Here is a 16535-nt window from a genome sequence, read left to right as displayed (position 1 = left end):
TCTCAGCCGCCCTTTCGAGGCTCGTACCTCGCACCTCAAGGACCGGCAACTGCCTAACCCATCGTCTCGGGATCCACCTCGACGATAACCAACCCGCCCTGCTTCCGGGCCGAGCGGATCGCCGCAGCATGCTTGACCTTAGTGACCAGCGCCCGGCCGTCGGCCAACGGCGCGCGGAGCAAGGCCGCCCAGCGCGGCTCGGGACGGGCCTCCACCTCGGTGGGGCCCATCACCTCGACGCCCTCCCACTCCTCGTTGCCGAGGAAAGCCCGCACCGCATCGGCCTCTCCGCTCACCCGCACCAGCTTGGCCGCCGGCGTCAGTCCCGCGTCGGCGCGCTCTTGCAGCTCACGCTGGATGAAGCCGCGCAGGTCGGCGCGCAGCATGGCCTGCACCGCAGGATGTCCGCTTGCCCCGACGACCAACGCCGCGCCGCCCTCGGTGGGGGGCCGCAGAAGCGACAACGCGTTCGCCCAGCGTCGCGCCGACTCCTCGCCCGCCCGGATATCCAGCCGAGACAGGCTGACCTCGGCGTCGAGGATGAGCACGCCCGCGTATCCCCCTGGCGCCACCGGTTCCGCCCCCGGCGTCGCCACGACGATGGCCGGCTCTGCACTCACCTCGTCGCGAATCCGCTCCGCAGAGCTGTTGACGGCCAACACACCCGGGAACGCGCGGGCCAACTCCTCCGCGGTACGCGCGGCTCCCGGCAGCGGCGTGCGCAGTTTTGTGGCGTGGCATACGGAGCACGACCAGCGCGTGGGCGCGTATCCGCACAGCGAGCACTGGGGAGTGTCGCGCCGGATCGCCCGCAACGGACCGTCGCACCGGGGACACGTCGCGCGGCTTCGACAGCGCTCGCAGGCGAGAGCCGCCGAGTGACCGATCCGTGGCACCTGCACCAGCACGGGCCCTTGAGGCAGCCGTTCGCGCAGGAACCGGAAAGCCGCCGACGGCACCCGCAGCCGGGCCGCTCCCGGCTCGCGCACCAGGTCGTGTTCGTCGTCGCCGATGGAACGCACCGGCGCCGTGACCCGCCGCAAGGCACCCGGTTCCAGCGTGATCTCGTGCAGCCAGTCTCGCTCGGCCAGCCACTGCGCGTCGCTGGATCGGCCGAAGCCTGCGATCAGCATGCCGGCATTCTCCTGGCGGGCCCGCAACACCGCCACCGCCCTGGCGTGGAAGCGCGGCGCGCGCGGCTCGACGTGCACGTCGTTGCCGTCATCGACCACCACGACGAGCCCCAGGTTGCTCACCGGAGCGAACACGGCACCCCGGGTGCCGAGCACAATGCGGGCCTGACCGCGGCTGACCGCCAGAAAGTTGCGGTAGCGCGCGGAGCGGCCCTGGTCGGCGCTGAGCACCGCCACCGAGCCGACACCGAAGACCTCCGCGAAGCGCGCCAAAGCCGGCGTGAGCTCGCGCACCGTCGGCACCACCACCACGACATCACGATCGGAACGCAGGCAGGCGGCCGCCGCTTCGACGATGCCTCCGAAGAGGTCGCCTGGCACCTCGTGCACCGCCGCCGCCTGCCAGAGCGCGCGGGGTGAGCGTCCGTCGGCGAGAGCATCGAGGAAGCCGGCGCCGTCGGGATAGCCCGGAAGCACGACGGCGGGGTGATCGGGCACCGACGGCGCCGGCCACTCGCGTTGCTCCGCCTTCTCGACCGTGGCATGACGAGGCGGAATGGCCGAACGCGCCACGTCGCTCCACACACCCGCGTAGTGGTCGGCGACGCGTCGGATCAGTTCATAGGAACGGTCGGTGAGCACCGGTTCGGACGAGACCACCTTGGCGACGCGAGCCAGCTCGCCCGTCACGTCGGTGGTGTCAGCGATCTCGACGACGTAGCCGTCGCGCAGCACGCCGGAGAAGCGCACCTTGACCCGGCATCCCGGCACCACGTCGTCGGCGAGGCTGGATGGGATCTCGTAGTCGAAGAGGCGATCGAGATGCGCGAGAGACACGTCCACGGCCACCCTGGCGACGCGCACGGGCGCGCGCGATGCCGATTCCAGCAAAGCCGACTGACCAGGCATCCCACGCTCCTTCCCTCTGAGGAAAACCTACCGAAGGAAACCGACAGATCCATGAGACCTCAATGACGCTCTCCTCGAGGCTCGGCCGCGAGCGGCCTCGCACCTCGAAGAGCGTGAAGAGGGTCAGCCCTTTACAGCCGCCGCCAGAGCGTCGGCGCGGTCGGTGCGCTCCCACGTCGCGTTCGGAACCTCGCGACCGAAGTGGCCGTAGGCGGAGAACTGGGCGTAGATGGGACGCAGCAGGTCGAGGTCGCGGATGATCGCTCGGGGGCGCAGGTCGAAGATCTCCAGCACGGCGTCGCGGATCTGGTTCTCGGGCACCTTGTTGGTACCGAAGGTGTCCAGGTAGAAGCCGACCGGGTGCGCCTTGCCGATAGCATAGGCCACCTGAGCCTCGACGCGGTCCGCCAAGCCCGCGGCCACCACGTTCTTGGCCACCCAGCGCAACGCGTAGGCCGCGGAGCGGTCCACCTTCGAGGGATCCTTGCCGGAGAACGCGCCGCCGCCGTGGCGGGCCATGCCGCCGTAGGTGTCGACGATGATCTTGCGGCCGGTCACGCCGGCGTCGCCCATCGGGCCGCCGATCACGAAGTTGCCGGTGGGGTTCACCAGCACGCGCGGCGAGGAGGCGTCCAGTTCGAAGCGTTCCAGCACGGGGGTGATGACGTGCTTGATCAGGTCGGGCCGGATCGAGTCCTCGATCGAGATGCCGGGATCGTGCTGGGTGGACACGACGACGGTGTCCACGCCCACGGGGCGACCGTCTTCGTCGTAGCGCACCGTCACCTGAGTCTTGCCGTCGGGCCGCAGGTAGTCGAGGATGCCGCGCTTGCGCACCGCGGTGAGCCGTTCGGCCAGGCGGTGCGACAGGTCGATGGGCAACGGCATCAGGCTCTGCGTCTCGTTGCAGGCGTAGCCGAACATCAGGCCCTGATCGCCGGCGCCCTGGGCGCTCAGCTGGTCGTCGTCGTGCTCCAGGCGCGACTCATAGGCCTTGTCGACGCCCTGCGCGATGTCCGGCGACTGGGCGCCGATCGCGACGGACACGCCGCATGACGCGCCGTCGAAGCCCATCCGCGACGACCGGTAACCGATCTCCAGGATGCGCTCGCGAGCGATGGTGGCCACCGGCGCATAGGCCTGGGTGGTGACCTCGCCGGCCACCACCACCAAACCTGTGGTGATCAGGGTTTCGACCGCCACGCGCGACGACGGATCCTGCTCCAGCAGCGCGTCGAGCACCGAATCGGAGATCGCATCGGCGATCTTGTCGGGGTGCCCTTCGGTGACGGATTCCGAGGTGAACAAACGACTCATGGTTGAGACTCCTCTGCGGCAACAAGCCGCGTCATATTTTCGCGGTGGCGACAAGCCACCAACCGGGCATCGGAGCGCACGATGGCGCCCCGCCCGGACCCGTGGTTACGGGTGATCTAAGGGTGAAGTTCTCAGGCGAGGGGGTCGGCGTCGTCGGCCAGCGGGTCGACGAAGCTGAACGACGGATCGGCCGCGAAACCGGACTCTTCGGCCTCGGCGTCGGGATCGACCTCGCTGTACTGCAGCATGCCTTCCTTGATCTCGCGCAGCGCGATGGACAGGGGCTTCTCTTCGGGAGAGGCTGACACCAGCGGGCCGACGTTCTCCAGCAGGCCTTCGCCGAGCTGCGAGTAGTAGGCGTTGATCTGGCGCGCGCGCTTGGCGGCGAACAGCACGAGACGGTACTTGGAGTCAGTGGTCTCCAGCAGGTCGTCGATCGACGGGTTCGTGATGCCTTCAGGGGTGGTGCTCAAGTTAACCTTCTTGGAACTAGTGGCTTCTGATCACAAGCCCAGTAAGCCTACCAAAGCTGCGACGGTTTCCTCGATTTCGCGATTCACGATCACGTGATCTGCCTCGTCGACGCTGGCCAGTTCGCGTTTGGCCGTCTCCAGCCGGCGCTGCTGCGCGGCTTCGTCCTCGGTGCCGCGCCCGGACAGCCGCGCCACCAGTTCCTCCCAGGATGGCGGGCTGAGGAACACCAGCTGGGCTTCTGGCAGGTTCTGCTTCACCTGACGGGCGCCCTGGAGATCGATCTCCAGCACCACGACCTGCCCGGCGCGCAGGGCATCGTCGACGGGATGCTTGGGCGTGCCGTAGTAGTTGTGACCGTGCACGACGGCCCACTCCAGCAACTCACCGTGTTCGATCATGCTCTGGAAGCGTTCGGACGAGACGAAGTGATAGCTCACGCCGTCGATCTCACCTGTCCGGGCGGCTCGCGTCGTCGCGGATACCGAGTAGAAGGCCTCGGGGTGTCGCTCGCGCAGGACGGCACACACGGTGCCCTTTCCTACGCCGCTCGGACCCGAGATCACCCAGACTGATGCTGTTTGCGCGCCGTTCACCCAGAGAACTCTATTGGACCGGAGAGGCCTATTGGAACTGCTCGCTCAGCCGCTCGATCTGATGCCGGCCGAGCCCGCGGATGCGCCGGTTGGGCGCGATCTGCAGCTGCTCCATGATCTCCTGAGCGCGTGTGGCACCGACCCGCGGCACCGAGCGCAGCAAGTCGACCACTTTGATGCGCGACAACACGTCGTCACCTGTCGCCTTCTGCAACGCTGCCACGAATGCGACCTGCCCGGTGCGCACCGCTTCCTTCAGCTCGGCCCGGGCGCGTCGCGCCTGGGTGGCGGCTTCGCGCGCCGCGACCAACTGCTCACTGCTCAGTTGAGGAATACTCATCTCGACCCCTTGGGACACAGGGCTTCCCCGCCCTCTTGCGGGAACCATACAACCTAGTCAGCAGGTGCTGCAGGGAATTCCGCGAACAGGTGGCCGATGCGACCGTTTCGTTATGAAAGCGCGCCCCGCCCCGCCGGGTCAGAGCGCGGAGATGGCCTCGAGAAGGCGCGCTGCACGCTCCTCCAACTCGCCCTGTCCGCCGCCGATCACCTCGCGGCTCGCCGTCGGCAGCACGTGGGCGACCGCCGGGCCGAACGAGCCCCGCAGATCCTCGATCTTGCCGCCCTGCGCGCCGATCCCCGGCACCAGGATGGAGCCGTTGAAGTCGTCCACCTCGCAGCCGATGTCGCCGTGGGTGCCGCCGATCACGAGACCCACCAGGTTGTCGCGCTTCTGGTTGGCGCGGGCGGCCTCGTCGACGATGGTCTGGGCGACGGACACTCCGAAGCTCTTGGCCATCTGCAAGCTGGTGCCATCCGGGTTCGACGTGCGGGCGAGCACGTAGATGCCACGCTTGTTCTCCTCGGCCAGCTTGATCGCCGGCTTCAGCGAACCGAAGCCCAGGTAGGGGCTGACGGTCATCGCGTCCACGCCCAACGGGCCGTCGCCGAGGTAGGCCTCGGCGTAGCCGCTCATTGACGAGCCGATGTCGCCGCGCTTCACGTCGAGCACCGAGATCGCGCCGGCCTGACGGATGTCGTCGATGACGCGCTCCAGCACGGCGATGCCGGCCGAGCCGTAGGGCTCGAAGAAGGCCGACTGCGGCTTGAACACCGCGATCGTCGTGCCCAGCGTCTCGACGATGCCCCGCGCCACGCGCTCGAGGCCCGCCACGTCGAGGCTCTCTCCCCAGGCCTCCAGCACGCTGGGCATGGGGTCGATGCCGACGCAGAGCCTGCCCCGCTCGGAGGTCTTGGCCGTCAGCCGCTCGGCGTAGGTCGCCGCCTTCACCTTTGCCATTGTTGGATTCCTCTCACCAAAGCCGGGCCTTCGTAGATGAAGCCGGTATAGAGCTGGACGAGCACCGCTCCGGCGTCGAACATGCGGGCCGCGTCGCGCGGCGTTATGATGCCCCCGACACCCATGATAGGCAGCTCGGTGGCCGTGGCGATGCTCTCCACGAAGGCCAGCGCCTTGGCAGTCAGCGGCGCGCCGCTGAGGCCACCGGCCTCGACGGCCAGCGCCGAGTCGCGGGGTGCCAGGCCGTCGCGGGACAGCGTCGTGTTGGTGGCGATCAGCCCCGCGGCGTCGCTGTCGTCGATGGCGGCCAGGGTCTCGGTGAGATCGGAACCGCTCAGGTCGGGAGCGAGCTTGACGAAGATCGGCACCGGCGTGCCGTCGACGCCGGCCCGCTGCTTGGCCGCGGTGGTCAGGGCGTCGATGAGCTGCTTCAGCTCGGAGGCCGCTTGCAGGCTGCGCAGCCCGGGCGTGTTGGGGCTGGAGACGTTGACGGCGAGGTAGTCGGCGTAAGGGGCGAGGATCCGCAGCGAGGCCAGGTAGTCATCCGTCGCCTCCCCCAGCCCCACCAGCTTGGTCTTGCCGATCGAGATGCCCAACGGAATGCCGGTGGCGTAGTTGCCGCGCCGCACACCGTAGCCCTCGAGCGTCGCCGCCAGTGCGGCCGCACCACGGTTGTTGAAGCCCATCCGGTTGACGATGCCGCGGGAGTCGACTGCGCGGAACAGCCGCGGCCGGTCGTTGCCAGGCTGGGCCTGGCCGGTCACCGTGCCCAGTTCGGCGAAGCCAAAACCGAAACGCGACCAGGCGCGCGCCGCCACCCCGTCCTTGTCCAGGCCCGCGGCCAGACCCACCCGGTTGGGGAAGTCGATGCCGGCCACCCGGACCGGATCGACCACCTTGCCCGGGACGTGGCCCGGCACCTTGGCCAAGGAGCGGATCATCGTTTCGTGGATCTTCTCGGCGTCTCCCCCGGCGTACCGGAACATGCCGGAGCGAAGCAGGTGATAGCCGTGTCGCAGCGCCACCGTCCCGCGGGAGGTCACGACTGCGCCGCCCACTCCTGCAGCGAGCGCACCTCGACGGTGCCGCCGCGCTTCGCCTCGATGCCCTGCACCGCCGCAGCGAGGCCCGGCACCGTGGTGACCAGCGGCACGTCGGCCAGCACGGCCGCGGTGCGGATCAGGTAGCCGTCCTCACGGGTGGTCGCGCCGCCCGAGGTGCCCTCCGGGGTGTTGAAGATCAGGTCGATCTCGCCCGAGGTGATCATGTCGACGATGCTCTTGTCAGTGGCCTCGTCGGCGCGGTCGGACAGCTTGGCGATCTCGGTCACCTGGACGCCGTTGCGGCGCAGCACCGACGCGGTGCCCCGGGTGGCCAGGATGTGGAAGCCCAGGTCGGCCAGCCGCTTGATCGGCCAGAGGGTGTGACGCTTGTCGCGGTCGGCGATCGAGGCGAAGATCGTCCCGGCATCCGGCAGCGCACCGCCGGCCGCGGCCTCGGCCTTGGCGTAGGCGGTGCCGAAGTTGTCGGAGAGGCCCATCACCTCGCCGGTGGAGCGCATCTCGGGGCCGAGCAGCGTGTCGACGAAGGCGCCGCTGGAGGTGCGGAACCGGTTGAACGGCATCACGGCCTCCTTCACCGCCACCGGAGCGCCGGGACGCGGCGTGGTGCCGTCGCCCTCGGCCCGCAGCATGCCGCTCGCGCGGAGCTCGGCGATCGACTGGCCCAGCATCACCAGCGCCGCGGCCTTCGCCAGCGGCACGTTGGTGGCCTTCGAGACGAAGGGCACAGTGCGGGAGGCGCGCGGGTTGGCCTCGAGCACGTACAGCGTGTCGGTGTGCAGCGCGTACTGGATGTTCAGCAGACCGCGCACGCCCACGCCCGCCGCGATGGCCAGCGTCGAGGTGCGGATCCGCTCGATGATCGCGTCGCCCAGGGTGATCGGGGGCAACGAGCAGCTCGAGTCGCCGGAGTGGATGCCGGCCTCCTCGATGTGCTCCATGACGCCGCCGATGTAGAGCTCCTCGCCGTCGTACAGGGCGTCGACGTCGATCTCCACCGCATCGTCGAGGAAGCGGTCCACCAGCACCGGCTGGTTGGGGGTCACCTCCGCGGCCTGGGCGATGTAGGTCTCCAGCGACGCGTCGTTGTAGACGATCTTCATGCCGCGTCCGCCCAGCACGTAGCTGGGGCGCACCAGCACCGGATAGCCGATCTCGGCGGCGATCTGCTTGGCCTCCTCGGTGGAGGCCGCCATGCCGTACTTCGGCGCGGGCAGGCCGGCCTTCGAGAGCACGTGGCCGAAGGCGCCGCGCTCCTCGGCAAGGTTGATCGCCTCGGGGCTGGTGCCGACGATCGGCACACCCGCGTCCTTCAGCACCTGGGCGAGCTTGAGCGGGGTCTGGCCGCCGAGCTGGCAGATGACGCCGGCGACGGGGCCGGCCTGCTTCTCGGCGTGGTAGATCTCCAGCACGTCCTCGGCCGTCAGCGGCTCGAAGTAGAGCCGGTCGGCGGTGTCGTAGTCGGTGGAGACGGTCTCCGGGTTGCAGTTGACCATGACGGTCTCGTAGCCGGCCTCGCGCAGCGCCATCACGGCGTGCACGCAGGAGTAGTCGAACTCGATGCCCTGGCCGATCCGGTTGGGGCCCGAGCCGAGGATCAGCACCGCCGGCTTGGTGCGCGGCGGCACCTCGGATTCCTCATCGTAGGAGGAGTACAGGTACGGGGTGAGGGCGGCGAACTCGGCGGCGCAGGTGTCGACGGCCTTGAACACCGGGCGGATGCCCAGCGCCCAGCGAACGCCGCGCACCACGTCGGTGCTGAGGTTGCGCAGCCGCGCGATCTGGCCGTCGGACAACCCGTGACGCTTGCCCTTGCGCAGCAGCTCCGGGGTGAGTTCGGGGGCCTGCTCGATCTCGCGGGCGAGGTCGAGGATCAGGTCGAGCTGGTCGAGGAACCAGGGGTCGATGGCGGTGGCGTCGAACACCTGATCGACGGTGGCGCCGGCACGCAGCGCCTTCATCACCAGCTGCAGGCGGCCGTCGAAGGGGCGCTTGATGGTCTCCAGCAGCTCCTCGACGGAGGTGTCGATGGCGCCGGAGAAGTCGAACGGGGCTGATCCGTCCTCCAGCGAGCGCAGCGCCTTGCCGAGGGCCTCGGTGAAGTTGCGACCGATGCCCATCGTCTCGCCCACCGACTTCATGTGGGTGGTCAGGTACGGGTCGGCCGCAGGGAACTTCTCGAAGGCGAACCGGGGCACCTTGACGATCACGTAGTCGAGCGTCGGCTCGAAGCTGGCCGGGGTCTCGCCGGTGATGTCGTTGGGGATCTCGTCGAGGGTGTAGCCGACGGCCACCTTGGCGGCGATCTTGGCGATCGGGAAGCCCGTCGCCTTCGATGCCAGCGCCGAGGAGCGCGACACGCGCGGGTTCATCTCGATGACGATCATCCGGCCGTCCACCGGGTTGACCGCGAACTGGATGTTGCAGCCGCCGGTATCCACCCCGACGGCGCGGATCACGCCGATGCCCACGTCGCGCATGCGCTGGAACTCGCGGTCAGTCAGCGTCATGGCGGGCGCCACGGTGATCGAGTCGCCGGTGTGCACACCCATGGGGTCGAAGTTCTCGATCGAGCAGATGATCACGACGTTGTCGGCCTTGTCGCGCATCACCTCCAGCTCGTATTCCTTCCAGCCGAGGATCGATTCTTCGATCAGCACCTCGGTGGTGGGCGACGCGGCCAAGCCTGCGCCGGCGATGCTGCGCAGCTCGGCCTCGTTGTGGGCGAAGCCGGAGCCGACGCCGCCCATGGTGAACGACGGGCGCACCACCACGGGGTAGCCCAGCTCATTCGCTGCGGCCAGCACCTCGTCCATGGCATGGCAGATCCGCGACTTCGCCACCTCCGGCGCCCCGCCGGGGATGTCGGTCATGGCGAGGCAGATCTCCTTGAACTGCTCCCGGTCCTCACCGCGCTGGATGGCGTCGATGGAGGCGCCGATCAACTCGACACCGTACTTCTCCAGCACGCCGTTCTCGTGCAGCGCGACCGCGGTGTTGAGGGCGGTCTGGCCGCCCAGCGTCGCGAGCACCGCGTCGGGGCGCTCCTTGGCGATGACGCGCTCGACGAACTCCGGGGTGATCGGCTCGACGTAGGTGGCGTCGGCGAAGTCGGGGTCGGTCATGATGGTGGCCGGGTTGGAGTTGACCAACACCACCCTGAAGCCCTCCTCCTTGAGCACCCGGCAGGCCTGAGTGCCCGAGTAATCGAACTCGCAGGCCTGACCGATGACGATCGGGCCCGAGCCGATCACCAGGATCGAGGAGATGTCAGTGCGACGGGGCATCAGGCGTCCTTTCCGGTGGAAGCAGCGTCAGCAGCAGAGCCGGCCGACATCACGTCGACGAAGCGGTCGAAGAGGTAGTTGGCGTCGTGGGGGCCGGCGGCGGCCTCGGGGTGGTACTGCACGGAGAAGCCGACCAGCTTCCCGTCGCGGCGCAGTTCCAGGCCCTCCACCACGTCGTCGTTGAGGCAGACGTGCGAGACGGTCACCTCACCGTAAGGAGTCTCAGTGGCGCGATCCAGCGGCGCGTCGACGGCGAAGCCGTGGTTGTGCGCGGTCACCTCCACCTTGCCGGTGGTGCGGTCGATCACCGGCTGGTTGATGCCGCGGTGGCCGAACTTGAGCTTGTAGGTGCCGAGGCCCAGCGCGCGGCCAAAGAGCTGGTTGCCGAAGCAGATGCCGAAGTACGGGATGCCCGCGTCCAGCACCTGGCGCAGCAGCTCGACGGGGCCGACGGAGGCTGCGGGGTCACCGGGACCGTTGGAGAAGAACACGCCGTCCGGGTTCAGCTCCTGGACCTGCTCGAACGTGGTGTGCGCGGGCAGCACGTGTACCTCGATGCCGCGTGAGGCCAGCTGGGCAGGGGTCATCGACTTGATGCCCAGGTCGAGGGCCGCGACGGTGAGCTTCTTGGTTCCCATCGGCTCGACGGTATAAGGAAGGGCCGTGGTGACCTCGCCCACCAGATCGGCGCCCGCCATGCCGGGCTGCTCCAACACCTTGGCCAGCAGTGCCTCCGGATCGTCGGTGAGCGTCGAGATACCCACGCGCATGCTGCCGATGTCGCGGATGTGCCGGGTGAGCGCGCGGGTGTCGATGTCGGCGATCCCCACGATGCCCTGCGCGGTCAGCTCGTCCTCCAGGCTGCGCGCGGAGCGCCAGTTGGAGGGGCGCGGGGCGGGGTCGCGCACGATGTAGCCGGCCACCCAGATGCGCGAGGACTCGCCGTCCTCGTCATTCCAACCGGTGTTGCCGATGTGCGGCGCGGTGGCCAGGACCACCTGGCCGCGATAGCTGGGGTCGGTCAGCGTCTCCTGATAGCCCGACATGCCGGTGGAGAACACCAGCTCGCCGAAGGTCTCCCCCTCGGCACCGAACGAACGACCACGAAATACGCGTCCGTCCTCAACAACCAAAATCGCGGAACTCATGCGTACGTCGCGCCTCTCGTCTAGTTCGTGTTCGGCTTCGTGGCCATGGCCTTCGCCAGCACGCCATTGAGGAATGCGGGCGAATCATCGGTGGAGTACTCGCCGGCCAGCAGCACGGCTTGGGAAATGATGGCTGGATCGGGGGTGTCCGTGTAGTCCATCTCAAACACGGCGATCCGGGCAAGGTTGCGGTCGATGTTGTTCATCCGCTCCAGCGTCCAGCTGCGGTCGAGCGACTCGGAAATGCGTCGGTCGATGTCGGAGCCGTGCTCGAGGATGCCCTGCAGGATCGTCTTGGTGAGGGGACGGGGCTCGTTCTCGGCCAGCGAGTGCTGCTCCGAGATCGTCTCACTCAGCGAGGCACCGCGAAGTTCGGCCTGGTACAGGATGTCCAGGGCCGCCTTGCGGGCCTTCGTCTGAGTGGTGGTGTAGCGGCGCTTCTCCGTCATCAGGAGGAGACGCGCCCCAGGTAAGAACCGTCGCGGGTGTCGACCTTGACACGCTCGCCGTTGGTAATGAACAAGGGAACCTGGATGACCTTGCCGGTCTCCAGCGTCGCGGGCTTGGTGCCGCCGGTGGAGCGGTCGCCCTGCAGGCCCGGCTCGGTGTAGGTGATCTCCAGCTCGACGGAGGCCGGCAGATCGATGAACAGCGGGTTGCCCTCGTGGGTGGCGACGATCGCGTTCTGGTTCTCCAGCATGTAGTCCTTGGCGTCACCGATGACCTCCGGGGAGATCATGATCTGGTCGTAGGTCTCGTTGTCCATGAAGACGTAGGACTCGCCGTCCATGTAGAGGTACTGCATCTCGCGACGATCGACGGTGGCAGTGTCGACCTTGGTGTCGGAGTTGAAGGTCTTGTCGATGATCTTGCCGGAAAGCACGTTCTTCAGCTTCGAGCGCACGACGGTGTTGCCCTTGCCCGGCTTGTGGTGCTGGAACCACAGCACCTGCCACAGCTGACCGTCCAGGTCCAGCACCATGCCGTTCTTGAGATCGTTGGTTGACGCCATCGTTTTCTCTCCTGAGTCGAGGTTCGCGGGCACTGTCCGGCCAACCGGGGAGTCTACCGAACCTCGGGCCTCACGCATAACCCAGCGGAATGGCCGCTCCCAGACACCCCTCCGTGCACAAGCCCCCGGCTGCGGGACTGCCAAAGGCCCGCGTAACACGAGTACACTTAGCTCATGACGAACCTCACCTTGACCATCGACGATGAGACGCTGCGACGCGCCAGGCTCCGAGCGGTCGAGCGGGGCACCTCGGTCAACGCCGTCGTGCGTCGCTTCCTCGGCGACTACGCCGATGGGAGCGTCGCACAGCTGGACGCCCGGAAGCGCTTAGTCGAGCTGGCTCAGGCCTCTGAGTCCTCTAGTGAGGGACAATCGTGGGGCCGGGACGAGCTCTATGACTGAGCGCGTCTTCCTGGACACCAACATCGTCGTCTACGCCTTTGACCACGCGAAGGCATCGGTCGAGAAGAGACAGAAGGCGCAAGAGATCCTGCTGAATCCAGACCTTGAGCTGTGTCTCAGCGCCCAGGTGCTGAGCGAGTTCTACGTCACCGTGACCCGAAAACTGCCCAAACCGCTGGACCCGATCGATGCCTCCCGCGCCATCACACAGCTCGGTGAACTGGTGACGGTTCCCACGGACGCCGGTCTGGTGGCGGCCGGGATCGAGACCTCGATCACTCACCAGTTGTCCTACTGGGATGCCCTGATCGTCGAAGCGTCGGTCCGGGCTGGTTGCAGCCGGCTTCTCACCGAGGATCTCAATGCAGGTGCCACGATCCGTGGAGTGAAAATCGACAATCCCTTCGCCGGCACCTGACCCGCCGCAGTTCTACCGTGGAGACATGCACATCCAGATCAAGCGCATCTACGAGGAGCCTGACGCGGACGACGGGTTCCGCGTGCTGGTGGACAGGCTGTGGCCGAGGGGCGTGTCCAAGGAGAAGGCTGCCCTCGACCTCTGGGACAAGGACGTAGCTCCCTCCCCTGACCTCCGCACCTGGTGGAACCACGACCCAGATCGCTTCGACGAGTTCGCCCAGCGCTACCGCGCCGAACTCGAGGCAAGCGACGCCCCAGCGGCTCTGTTGCACCAGGCGGCCGGCCACAACCGTCTCACCCTGCTCTACGCAGCCCACGACCCAGCCGTCAACCACGCCCTGGTCCTCCAGGATTACCTAGCCCACCACGCTCCTTGAGGCGCGAGGCCGCCCGCGGCCGAGCCTCGAAAGGAACGCGACATTGGGCAGAGACTGTCTCCCAGCCGCCGGCCGGGTCGCTTCGAGGCTCGCTGGCGCTCGCACCTCAACGACCGGCCGCACTCAGGACCTCGACGACCGCCTCGCGGGTGACGTCGGCGTGGGCACCACCATCGGCCCCGGTCCTGCGACGACCGAAGTACGCATCGGCGCCGTCGTGCTTCATGGTGCCGATCACCCTCTGGGTCACGCGACCCTCCTGCTTCGCTCGGCCCCACCGGGACAGCGGGGCGGTCGGCCAGCGGCCTGGAAACGCGATGGGACCGAGCCACCGCACTCGGTCTTTCGCACCGTAGAGATCCCAGACGTGACCCATCCGGTCGAGGCCTGGATCGTCGCCGAACACGCCACCGATGGAGATCAAGGAGACGGGAATCCCGAGTCCGGCGAGGAACCACCCCGCACCAAGTCCCATCTGGCCACCACCGGAGTAGCCGACGATGGTCACGGGCACGCCGCTACCGAACCGGTAGCCATGACGCTGCAGGGAACGCCAGATCTCCTGCGCCAGACCGATGCTCTGGGTGGGGCCGTAGCGTCGATCTGCCGATACCAGCACCTGGGAAACGTTGCGCAACTGGATCAGGAACGGCAGGGGGTTGAAGGGCCAGCGCCGACGGATCCGATCCAGCATCCGCCACAACCACATGGTGGCGCGCTGGGTGAGTCCACGGTTGTCGACCGCGTAAGGGAAGACATCGGCCACGACGACCAACCCCGGCACCTCGTCCTCGAGGCCCTGTAGGAAGGCCTGCTCACGGTTGGCGAGTTCGTCTCCTGCCAGCACGCCGATGCCCGAGAGATAGACGGCGAACTGCGTCGCCGACGAGTCGCCGGCGTCGGGAGGAGGGAGCAACTCGAAGGACGAGCGCACCTCCTGCTCCCCCTTGTTCGACCACCAGCGCAGCGACTCCAGCGGCGAGACCAGCACGAAGCCGACAACCACCAGCAGCACCGTCGTCAGGATCCAGCTCATGCGCGCCCACCTCCGACCGACGGGACGGGGTGTGTCACCGGGATGAGCGGCATGCCGGCCAGGATGTCGTCGGCCGTGACCATGGTGGGGGTGCCGGTTGCCAGGGTCCAGAGCCGTGAAGAGATCCAGGCGATCGGCCGGTTCAGCAGGCGAGAGAGCAGCTGGATGGTAAGCCAGCCCGCCAGCACGAAGGCCACCGACGCCCAGAGCCCGGCCCCGTAGGCCAGCCGGATTCCCGTCACCAGCACGAGTACCGACCATCCCTGCAGCACCCTGCCGATCAACATCCCGAAGTGCGGGATGGCGGTGAGGAAGTTGAAGGCGAGAGGCGCGGTGGCCGTGAGTGCGACGACTACCAGCGGCATCAGCGGCAGGAGGTTGCGCGTCGCCAGCGAGCCCACGCCCCAGGTGACCAGCGCCTCCACCACCTGCAACCCCGTGAACGCGAGGATGCTCAGCACCAGACTCACCAAAAGCCTGCCCCCACGGATGCGGTTGAGCAGCAACACCGCGACGTGACCCAGCACCGTCGAGACCGCGGCGATGGCAGCAACGCCCAGCGCAGCCGGCAGCATCGCGGCGGCGGTCGCGTCCACCCCGCTGAACGCACCGGTATTCAGCGCCAGCGCATCTCCGAGCAGCCGCCACACCTCCGTCATGCCAAGCACTCTAGCGATGCTTGGTTACCGCTCCCCCGGGCAGATATAGGGAAAAGGTCAGACCGTGAACCTGGTCAAGGCGAATACTGGGACGCGGAAGGGAGACCGCCATGACCATCACTCAGAGGATCGTGCCGAATATCTGGAGCATCGGGAACGCCGAGGAGATGGGGCGCTTCTACGCCGCCTCGCTACCGGCGACCAGCTACGAGGTGGAGTCCCGCTATCCCGATCAGGGCTTGCTCGACTTCCAAGAGCCGCTGGCTGGGCAACCGCTCACCGTCACCGTATGGGTGGCCGGCACCAAGATGACGCTCATCAATGCTGGCGGCGAGTTCCGCCCCACTCCAGCGATCTCCTTCATGCTCAACTTCGATCCGTCGCGCTTCGACGGACCCGACCCCGAGGCCACCGCGCGAGCGAGCCTGGATGCCACCTGGGACGCGCTCGTCGTCGACGGCGTGGTGCGGATGGATGTCGACGAGTATCCGTTCGCCAAACGCTACGGCTGGGTCGAGGACCGGTACGGCGTGAACTGGCAACTCATGCTCACCGATCCCGCCGGCGATCCCCGCCCCTTCGTCGTCCCCGCCCTAATGTTCGGCGGACCGGCGCAGGACAAGGCGGCAGAGGCCGCCGACTTCTACGTGTCCCTCTTCTCCTCGGTGCCGGGTGGCGCCGCCGTCGGCAACCGCTTCCCGTACGGCACCCCCACCGGCCCGGCCAGCGCGGAGGCGCTTGCCTACGGCGAGTTCAGCATTGCCGACCAATGGTTCATGGCCACCGACTTCGGCGCTGACCACGCCTTCCTCTTCTCCGAAGGCGTCTCACTAGAAGTGCAGTGCGAGGACCAGGCCGAAATCGACCGCCTCTGGGATGCCTTGTCCGCGGTCCCAGAGGCGGAGCAGTGCGGCTGGCTGAAGGACCGCTACGGCGTCAGCTGGCAGATCGTCCCCGAGAACATGGGCGAACTCATGGCTCGCCCGAACGCCTTCGAACGCATGCTGGAGATGAAGAAGCTCATCATCGCCGACTTCTAGACGTCCTCGGCTCTTTGAGGTTCGAGCACCAGCGTCTCGAAAAGAGGCCACCGGCGACCTGGCAACAGTCCCAGCCAAAAACTCGCGTTGGGTCTCTTCGAGGCTCCTCGCAGAGCTCGTCGCACCTCAGAGAGCGTGGGTGGTCACGCTCTTTGAGGTGCGAGGAACGAGCCTGTTACGAAGATGGTCTGTTGGTGTGGGGGTTAGGCGGCTTCTTTGAGGGTGAGGGTGACGTCGTATCCGAGGGTGTTGAGGGCTTTGATCAGTCGTTGGCGTGTGCGGTTGGGGTTTTGCCGGTCGTGGTAGTCGGTGCCGGGGTCTTGGTAGTAGGTGCCGTTGGTGGCCATGTGCCAGATCGTGGTGATCA

17 protein-coding genes are annotated in these 16535 nt (G+C 67.5%); 4 read left to right on the top strand and 13 right to left on the bottom strand.

From position 1 onward, the window contains the following. Positions 1-53 precede the first annotated feature (53 nt). The 11 genes from P0D62_RS16595 to efp all read right to left on the bottom strand — a co-directional run bounded on the left by P0D62_RS16595 (position 54) and on the right by efp (position 12234). Positions 54-2042 carry a primosomal protein N' family DNA-binding protein gene (locus P0D62_RS16595; RefSeq protein WP_275703663.1) on the bottom strand — a complete coding sequence of 663 codons (1989 nt, stop codon included), beginning with the start codon at positions 2040-2042 and terminating at the stop codon, positions 54-56. 123 nt (positions 2043-2165) lie between these two features. After that, complete coding sequence (gene metK / locus P0D62_RS16590; protein WP_275703662.1) at positions 2166-3359, bottom strand: methionine adenosyltransferase; 1194 nt, start codon at positions 3357-3359, stop codon at positions 2166-2168. Positions 3360-3490: 131 nt separating this feature from the next. Beyond that, positions 3491-3832: a DNA-directed RNA polymerase subunit omega gene (gene rpoZ, locus P0D62_RS16585; protein WP_275703661.1), complete on the bottom strand. Its 342-nt coding sequence runs from the start codon at positions 3830-3832 to the stop codon at positions 3491-3493. A gap of 30 nt (positions 3833-3862) precedes the next feature. Beyond that, positions 3863-4396, bottom strand: coding sequence for a guanylate kinase (gene gmk / locus P0D62_RS16580; protein ID WP_455153259.1), 534 nt, complete (start codon positions 4394-4396; stop codon positions 3863-3865). A 58-nt stretch (positions 4397-4454) separates the two neighbouring features. Next, positions 4455-4766 carry an integration host factor, actinobacterial type gene (gene mihF / locus P0D62_RS16575; RefSeq protein ID WP_275703659.1) on the bottom strand — a complete coding sequence of 104 codons (312 nt, stop codon included), beginning with the start codon at positions 4764-4766 and terminating at the stop codon, positions 4455-4457. 138 nt (positions 4767-4904) lie between these two features. After that, the gene (pyrF, locus tag P0D62_RS16570; protein ID WP_275703658.1) at positions 4905-5726 is read right to left on the bottom strand and encodes an orotidine-5'-phosphate decarboxylase; all 822 of its coding nucleotides are present in this window, start codon (positions 5724-5726) and stop codon (positions 4905-4907) included. After that, positions 5714-6769, bottom strand: a complete 1056-nt coding sequence (locus tag P0D62_RS16565; RefSeq protein WP_275703657.1) for a quinone-dependent dihydroorotate dehydrogenase — start codon at positions 6767-6769, stop codon at positions 5714-5716. Before P0D62_RS16565 ends, pyrF begins: the two co-directional genes overlap by 13 nt. Next, positions 6766-10074 carry a carbamoyl-phosphate synthase large subunit gene (gene carB / locus P0D62_RS16560; protein WP_275703656.1) on the bottom strand — a complete coding sequence of 1103 codons (3309 nt, stop codon included), beginning with the start codon at positions 10072-10074 and terminating at the stop codon, positions 6766-6768. The genes P0D62_RS16565 and carB overlap by 4 nt, the downstream gene beginning before the upstream one ends. Further along, positions 10074-11222, bottom strand: coding sequence for a glutamine-hydrolyzing carbamoyl-phosphate synthase small subunit (gene carA / locus P0D62_RS16555; RefSeq protein WP_275703655.1), 1149 nt, complete (start codon positions 11220-11222; stop codon positions 10074-10076). The genes carB and carA overlap by 1 nt, the downstream gene beginning before the upstream one ends. Before the next feature lie 20 nt (positions 11223-11242). Continuing rightward, the gene (nusB, locus tag P0D62_RS16550) at positions 11243-11671 is read right to left on the bottom strand and encodes a transcription antitermination factor NusB (protein ID WP_275703654.1); all 429 of its coding nucleotides are present in this window, start codon (positions 11669-11671) and stop codon (positions 11243-11245) included. Beyond that, positions 11671-12234, bottom strand: a complete 564-nt coding sequence (gene efp, locus P0D62_RS16545; RefSeq protein ID WP_275703653.1) for an elongation factor P — start codon at positions 12232-12234, stop codon at positions 11671-11673. The genes nusB and efp overlap by 1 nt, the downstream gene beginning before the upstream one ends. Positions 12235-12408: 174 nt before the next feature. Between efp and P0D62_RS16540 the strand changes: the two genes are divergently transcribed. The 3 genes from P0D62_RS16540 to P0D62_RS16530 are packed head-to-tail and all read left to right on the top strand — an operon-like array spanning position 12409 to position 13433. Further along, the gene (locus tag P0D62_RS16540; protein WP_275703652.1) at positions 12409-12636 is read left to right on the top strand and encodes a hypothetical protein; all 228 of its coding nucleotides are present in this window, start codon (positions 12409-12411) and stop codon (positions 12634-12636) included. Further along, positions 12629-13054, top strand: a complete 426-nt coding sequence (locus tag P0D62_RS16535; protein WP_275703651.1) for a PIN domain-containing protein — start codon at positions 12629-12631, stop codon at positions 13052-13054. Before P0D62_RS16540 ends, P0D62_RS16535 begins: the two co-directional genes overlap by 8 nt. A 25-nt stretch (positions 13055-13079) precedes the next feature. Beyond that, on the top strand, positions 13080-13433 hold the full coding sequence (locus tag P0D62_RS16530; protein ID WP_275703650.1) for a DUF488 domain-containing protein: 354 nt from the start codon (positions 13080-13082) through the stop codon (positions 13431-13433). 106 nt (positions 13434-13539) lie between these two features. On the opposite strand, the gene P0D62_RS16525 is transcribed toward P0D62_RS16530, so the two are convergent. Together P0D62_RS16525 and P0D62_RS16520 are read right to left on the bottom strand one after the other, a co-directional pair. Then, positions 13540-14469: a hypothetical protein gene (locus P0D62_RS16525; protein WP_275703649.1), complete on the bottom strand. Its 930-nt coding sequence runs from the start codon at positions 14467-14469 to the stop codon at positions 13540-13542. Further along, positions 14466-15128, bottom strand: coding sequence for a hypothetical protein (locus P0D62_RS16520; RefSeq protein WP_275703648.1), 663 nt, complete (start codon positions 15126-15128; stop codon positions 14466-14468). The genes P0D62_RS16525 and P0D62_RS16520 overlap by 4 nt, the downstream gene beginning before the upstream one ends. A gap of 110 nt (positions 15129-15238) precedes the next feature. On the opposite strand from P0D62_RS16520, the gene P0D62_RS16515 reads away from it, so the two are divergent. Beyond that, complete coding sequence (locus P0D62_RS16515; RefSeq protein WP_275703647.1) at positions 15239-16168, top strand: VOC family protein; 930 nt, start codon at positions 15239-15241, stop codon at positions 16166-16168. Positions 16169-16535 lie beyond the last annotated feature (367 nt).

Origin of the sequence: Tessaracoccus caeni (genome assembly GCF_029211185.1) — a bacterium.
GTDB lineage: Bacteria > Actinomycetota > Actinomycetes > Propionibacteriales > Propionibacteriaceae > Arachnia > Arachnia caeni.
Note: the sequence above shows the minus strand (reverse complement) of the source record. Positions and strands in the feature narration are given on the sequence as shown.

Coding starts and splice junctions, on each gene's coding strand:
- P0D62_RS16595 (WP_275703663.1), bottom strand. CDS start 2,042: ATGCCTGGTCAGTCGGCTTTGCTGGAATCGGCATCGCGCGCGCCCGTG.
- metK (WP_275703662.1), bottom strand. CDS start 3,359: ATGAGTCGTTTGTTCACCTCGGAATCCGTCACCGAAGGGCACCCCGAC.
- mihF (WP_275703659.1), bottom strand. CDS start 4,766: ATGAGTATTCCTCAACTGAGCAGTGAGCAGTTGGTCGCGGCGCGCGAA.
- pyrF (WP_275703658.1), bottom strand. CDS start 5,726: ATGGCAAAGGTGAAGGCGGCGACCTACGCCGAGCGGCTGACGGCCAAG.
- carB (WP_275703656.1), bottom strand. CDS start 10,074: ATGCCCCGTCGCACTGACATCTCCTCGATCCTGGTGATCGGCTCGGGC.
- carA (WP_275703655.1), bottom strand. CDS start 11,222: ATGAGTTCCGCGATTTTGGTTGTTGAGGACGGACGCGTATTTCGTGGT.
- nusB (WP_275703654.1), bottom strand. CDS start 11,671: ATGACGGAGAAGCGCCGCTACACCACCACTCAGACGAAGGCCCGCAAG.
- efp (WP_275703653.1), bottom strand. CDS start 12,234: ATGGCGTCAACCAACGATCTCAAGAACGGCATGGTGCTGGACCTGGAC.
- P0D62_RS16540 (WP_275703652.1), top strand. CDS start 12,409: ATGACGAACCTCACCTTGACCATCGACGATGAGACGCTGCGACGCGCC.
- P0D62_RS16535 (WP_275703651.1), top strand. CDS start 12,629: ATGACTGAGCGCGTCTTCCTGGACACCAACATCGTCGTCTACGCCTTT.
- P0D62_RS16530 (WP_275703650.1), top strand. CDS start 13,080: ATGCACATCCAGATCAAGCGCATCTACGAGGAGCCTGACGCGGACGAC.
- P0D62_RS16525 (WP_275703649.1), bottom strand. CDS start 14,469: ATGAGCTGGATCCTGACGACGGTGCTGCTGGTGGTTGTCGGCTTCGTG.
- P0D62_RS16520 (WP_275703648.1), bottom strand. CDS start 15,128: ATGACGGAGGTGTGGCGGCTGCTCGGAGATGCGCTGGCGCTGAATACC.
- P0D62_RS16515 (WP_275703647.1), top strand. CDS start 15,239: ATGACCATCACTCAGAGGATCGTGCCGAATATCTGGAGCATCGGGAAC.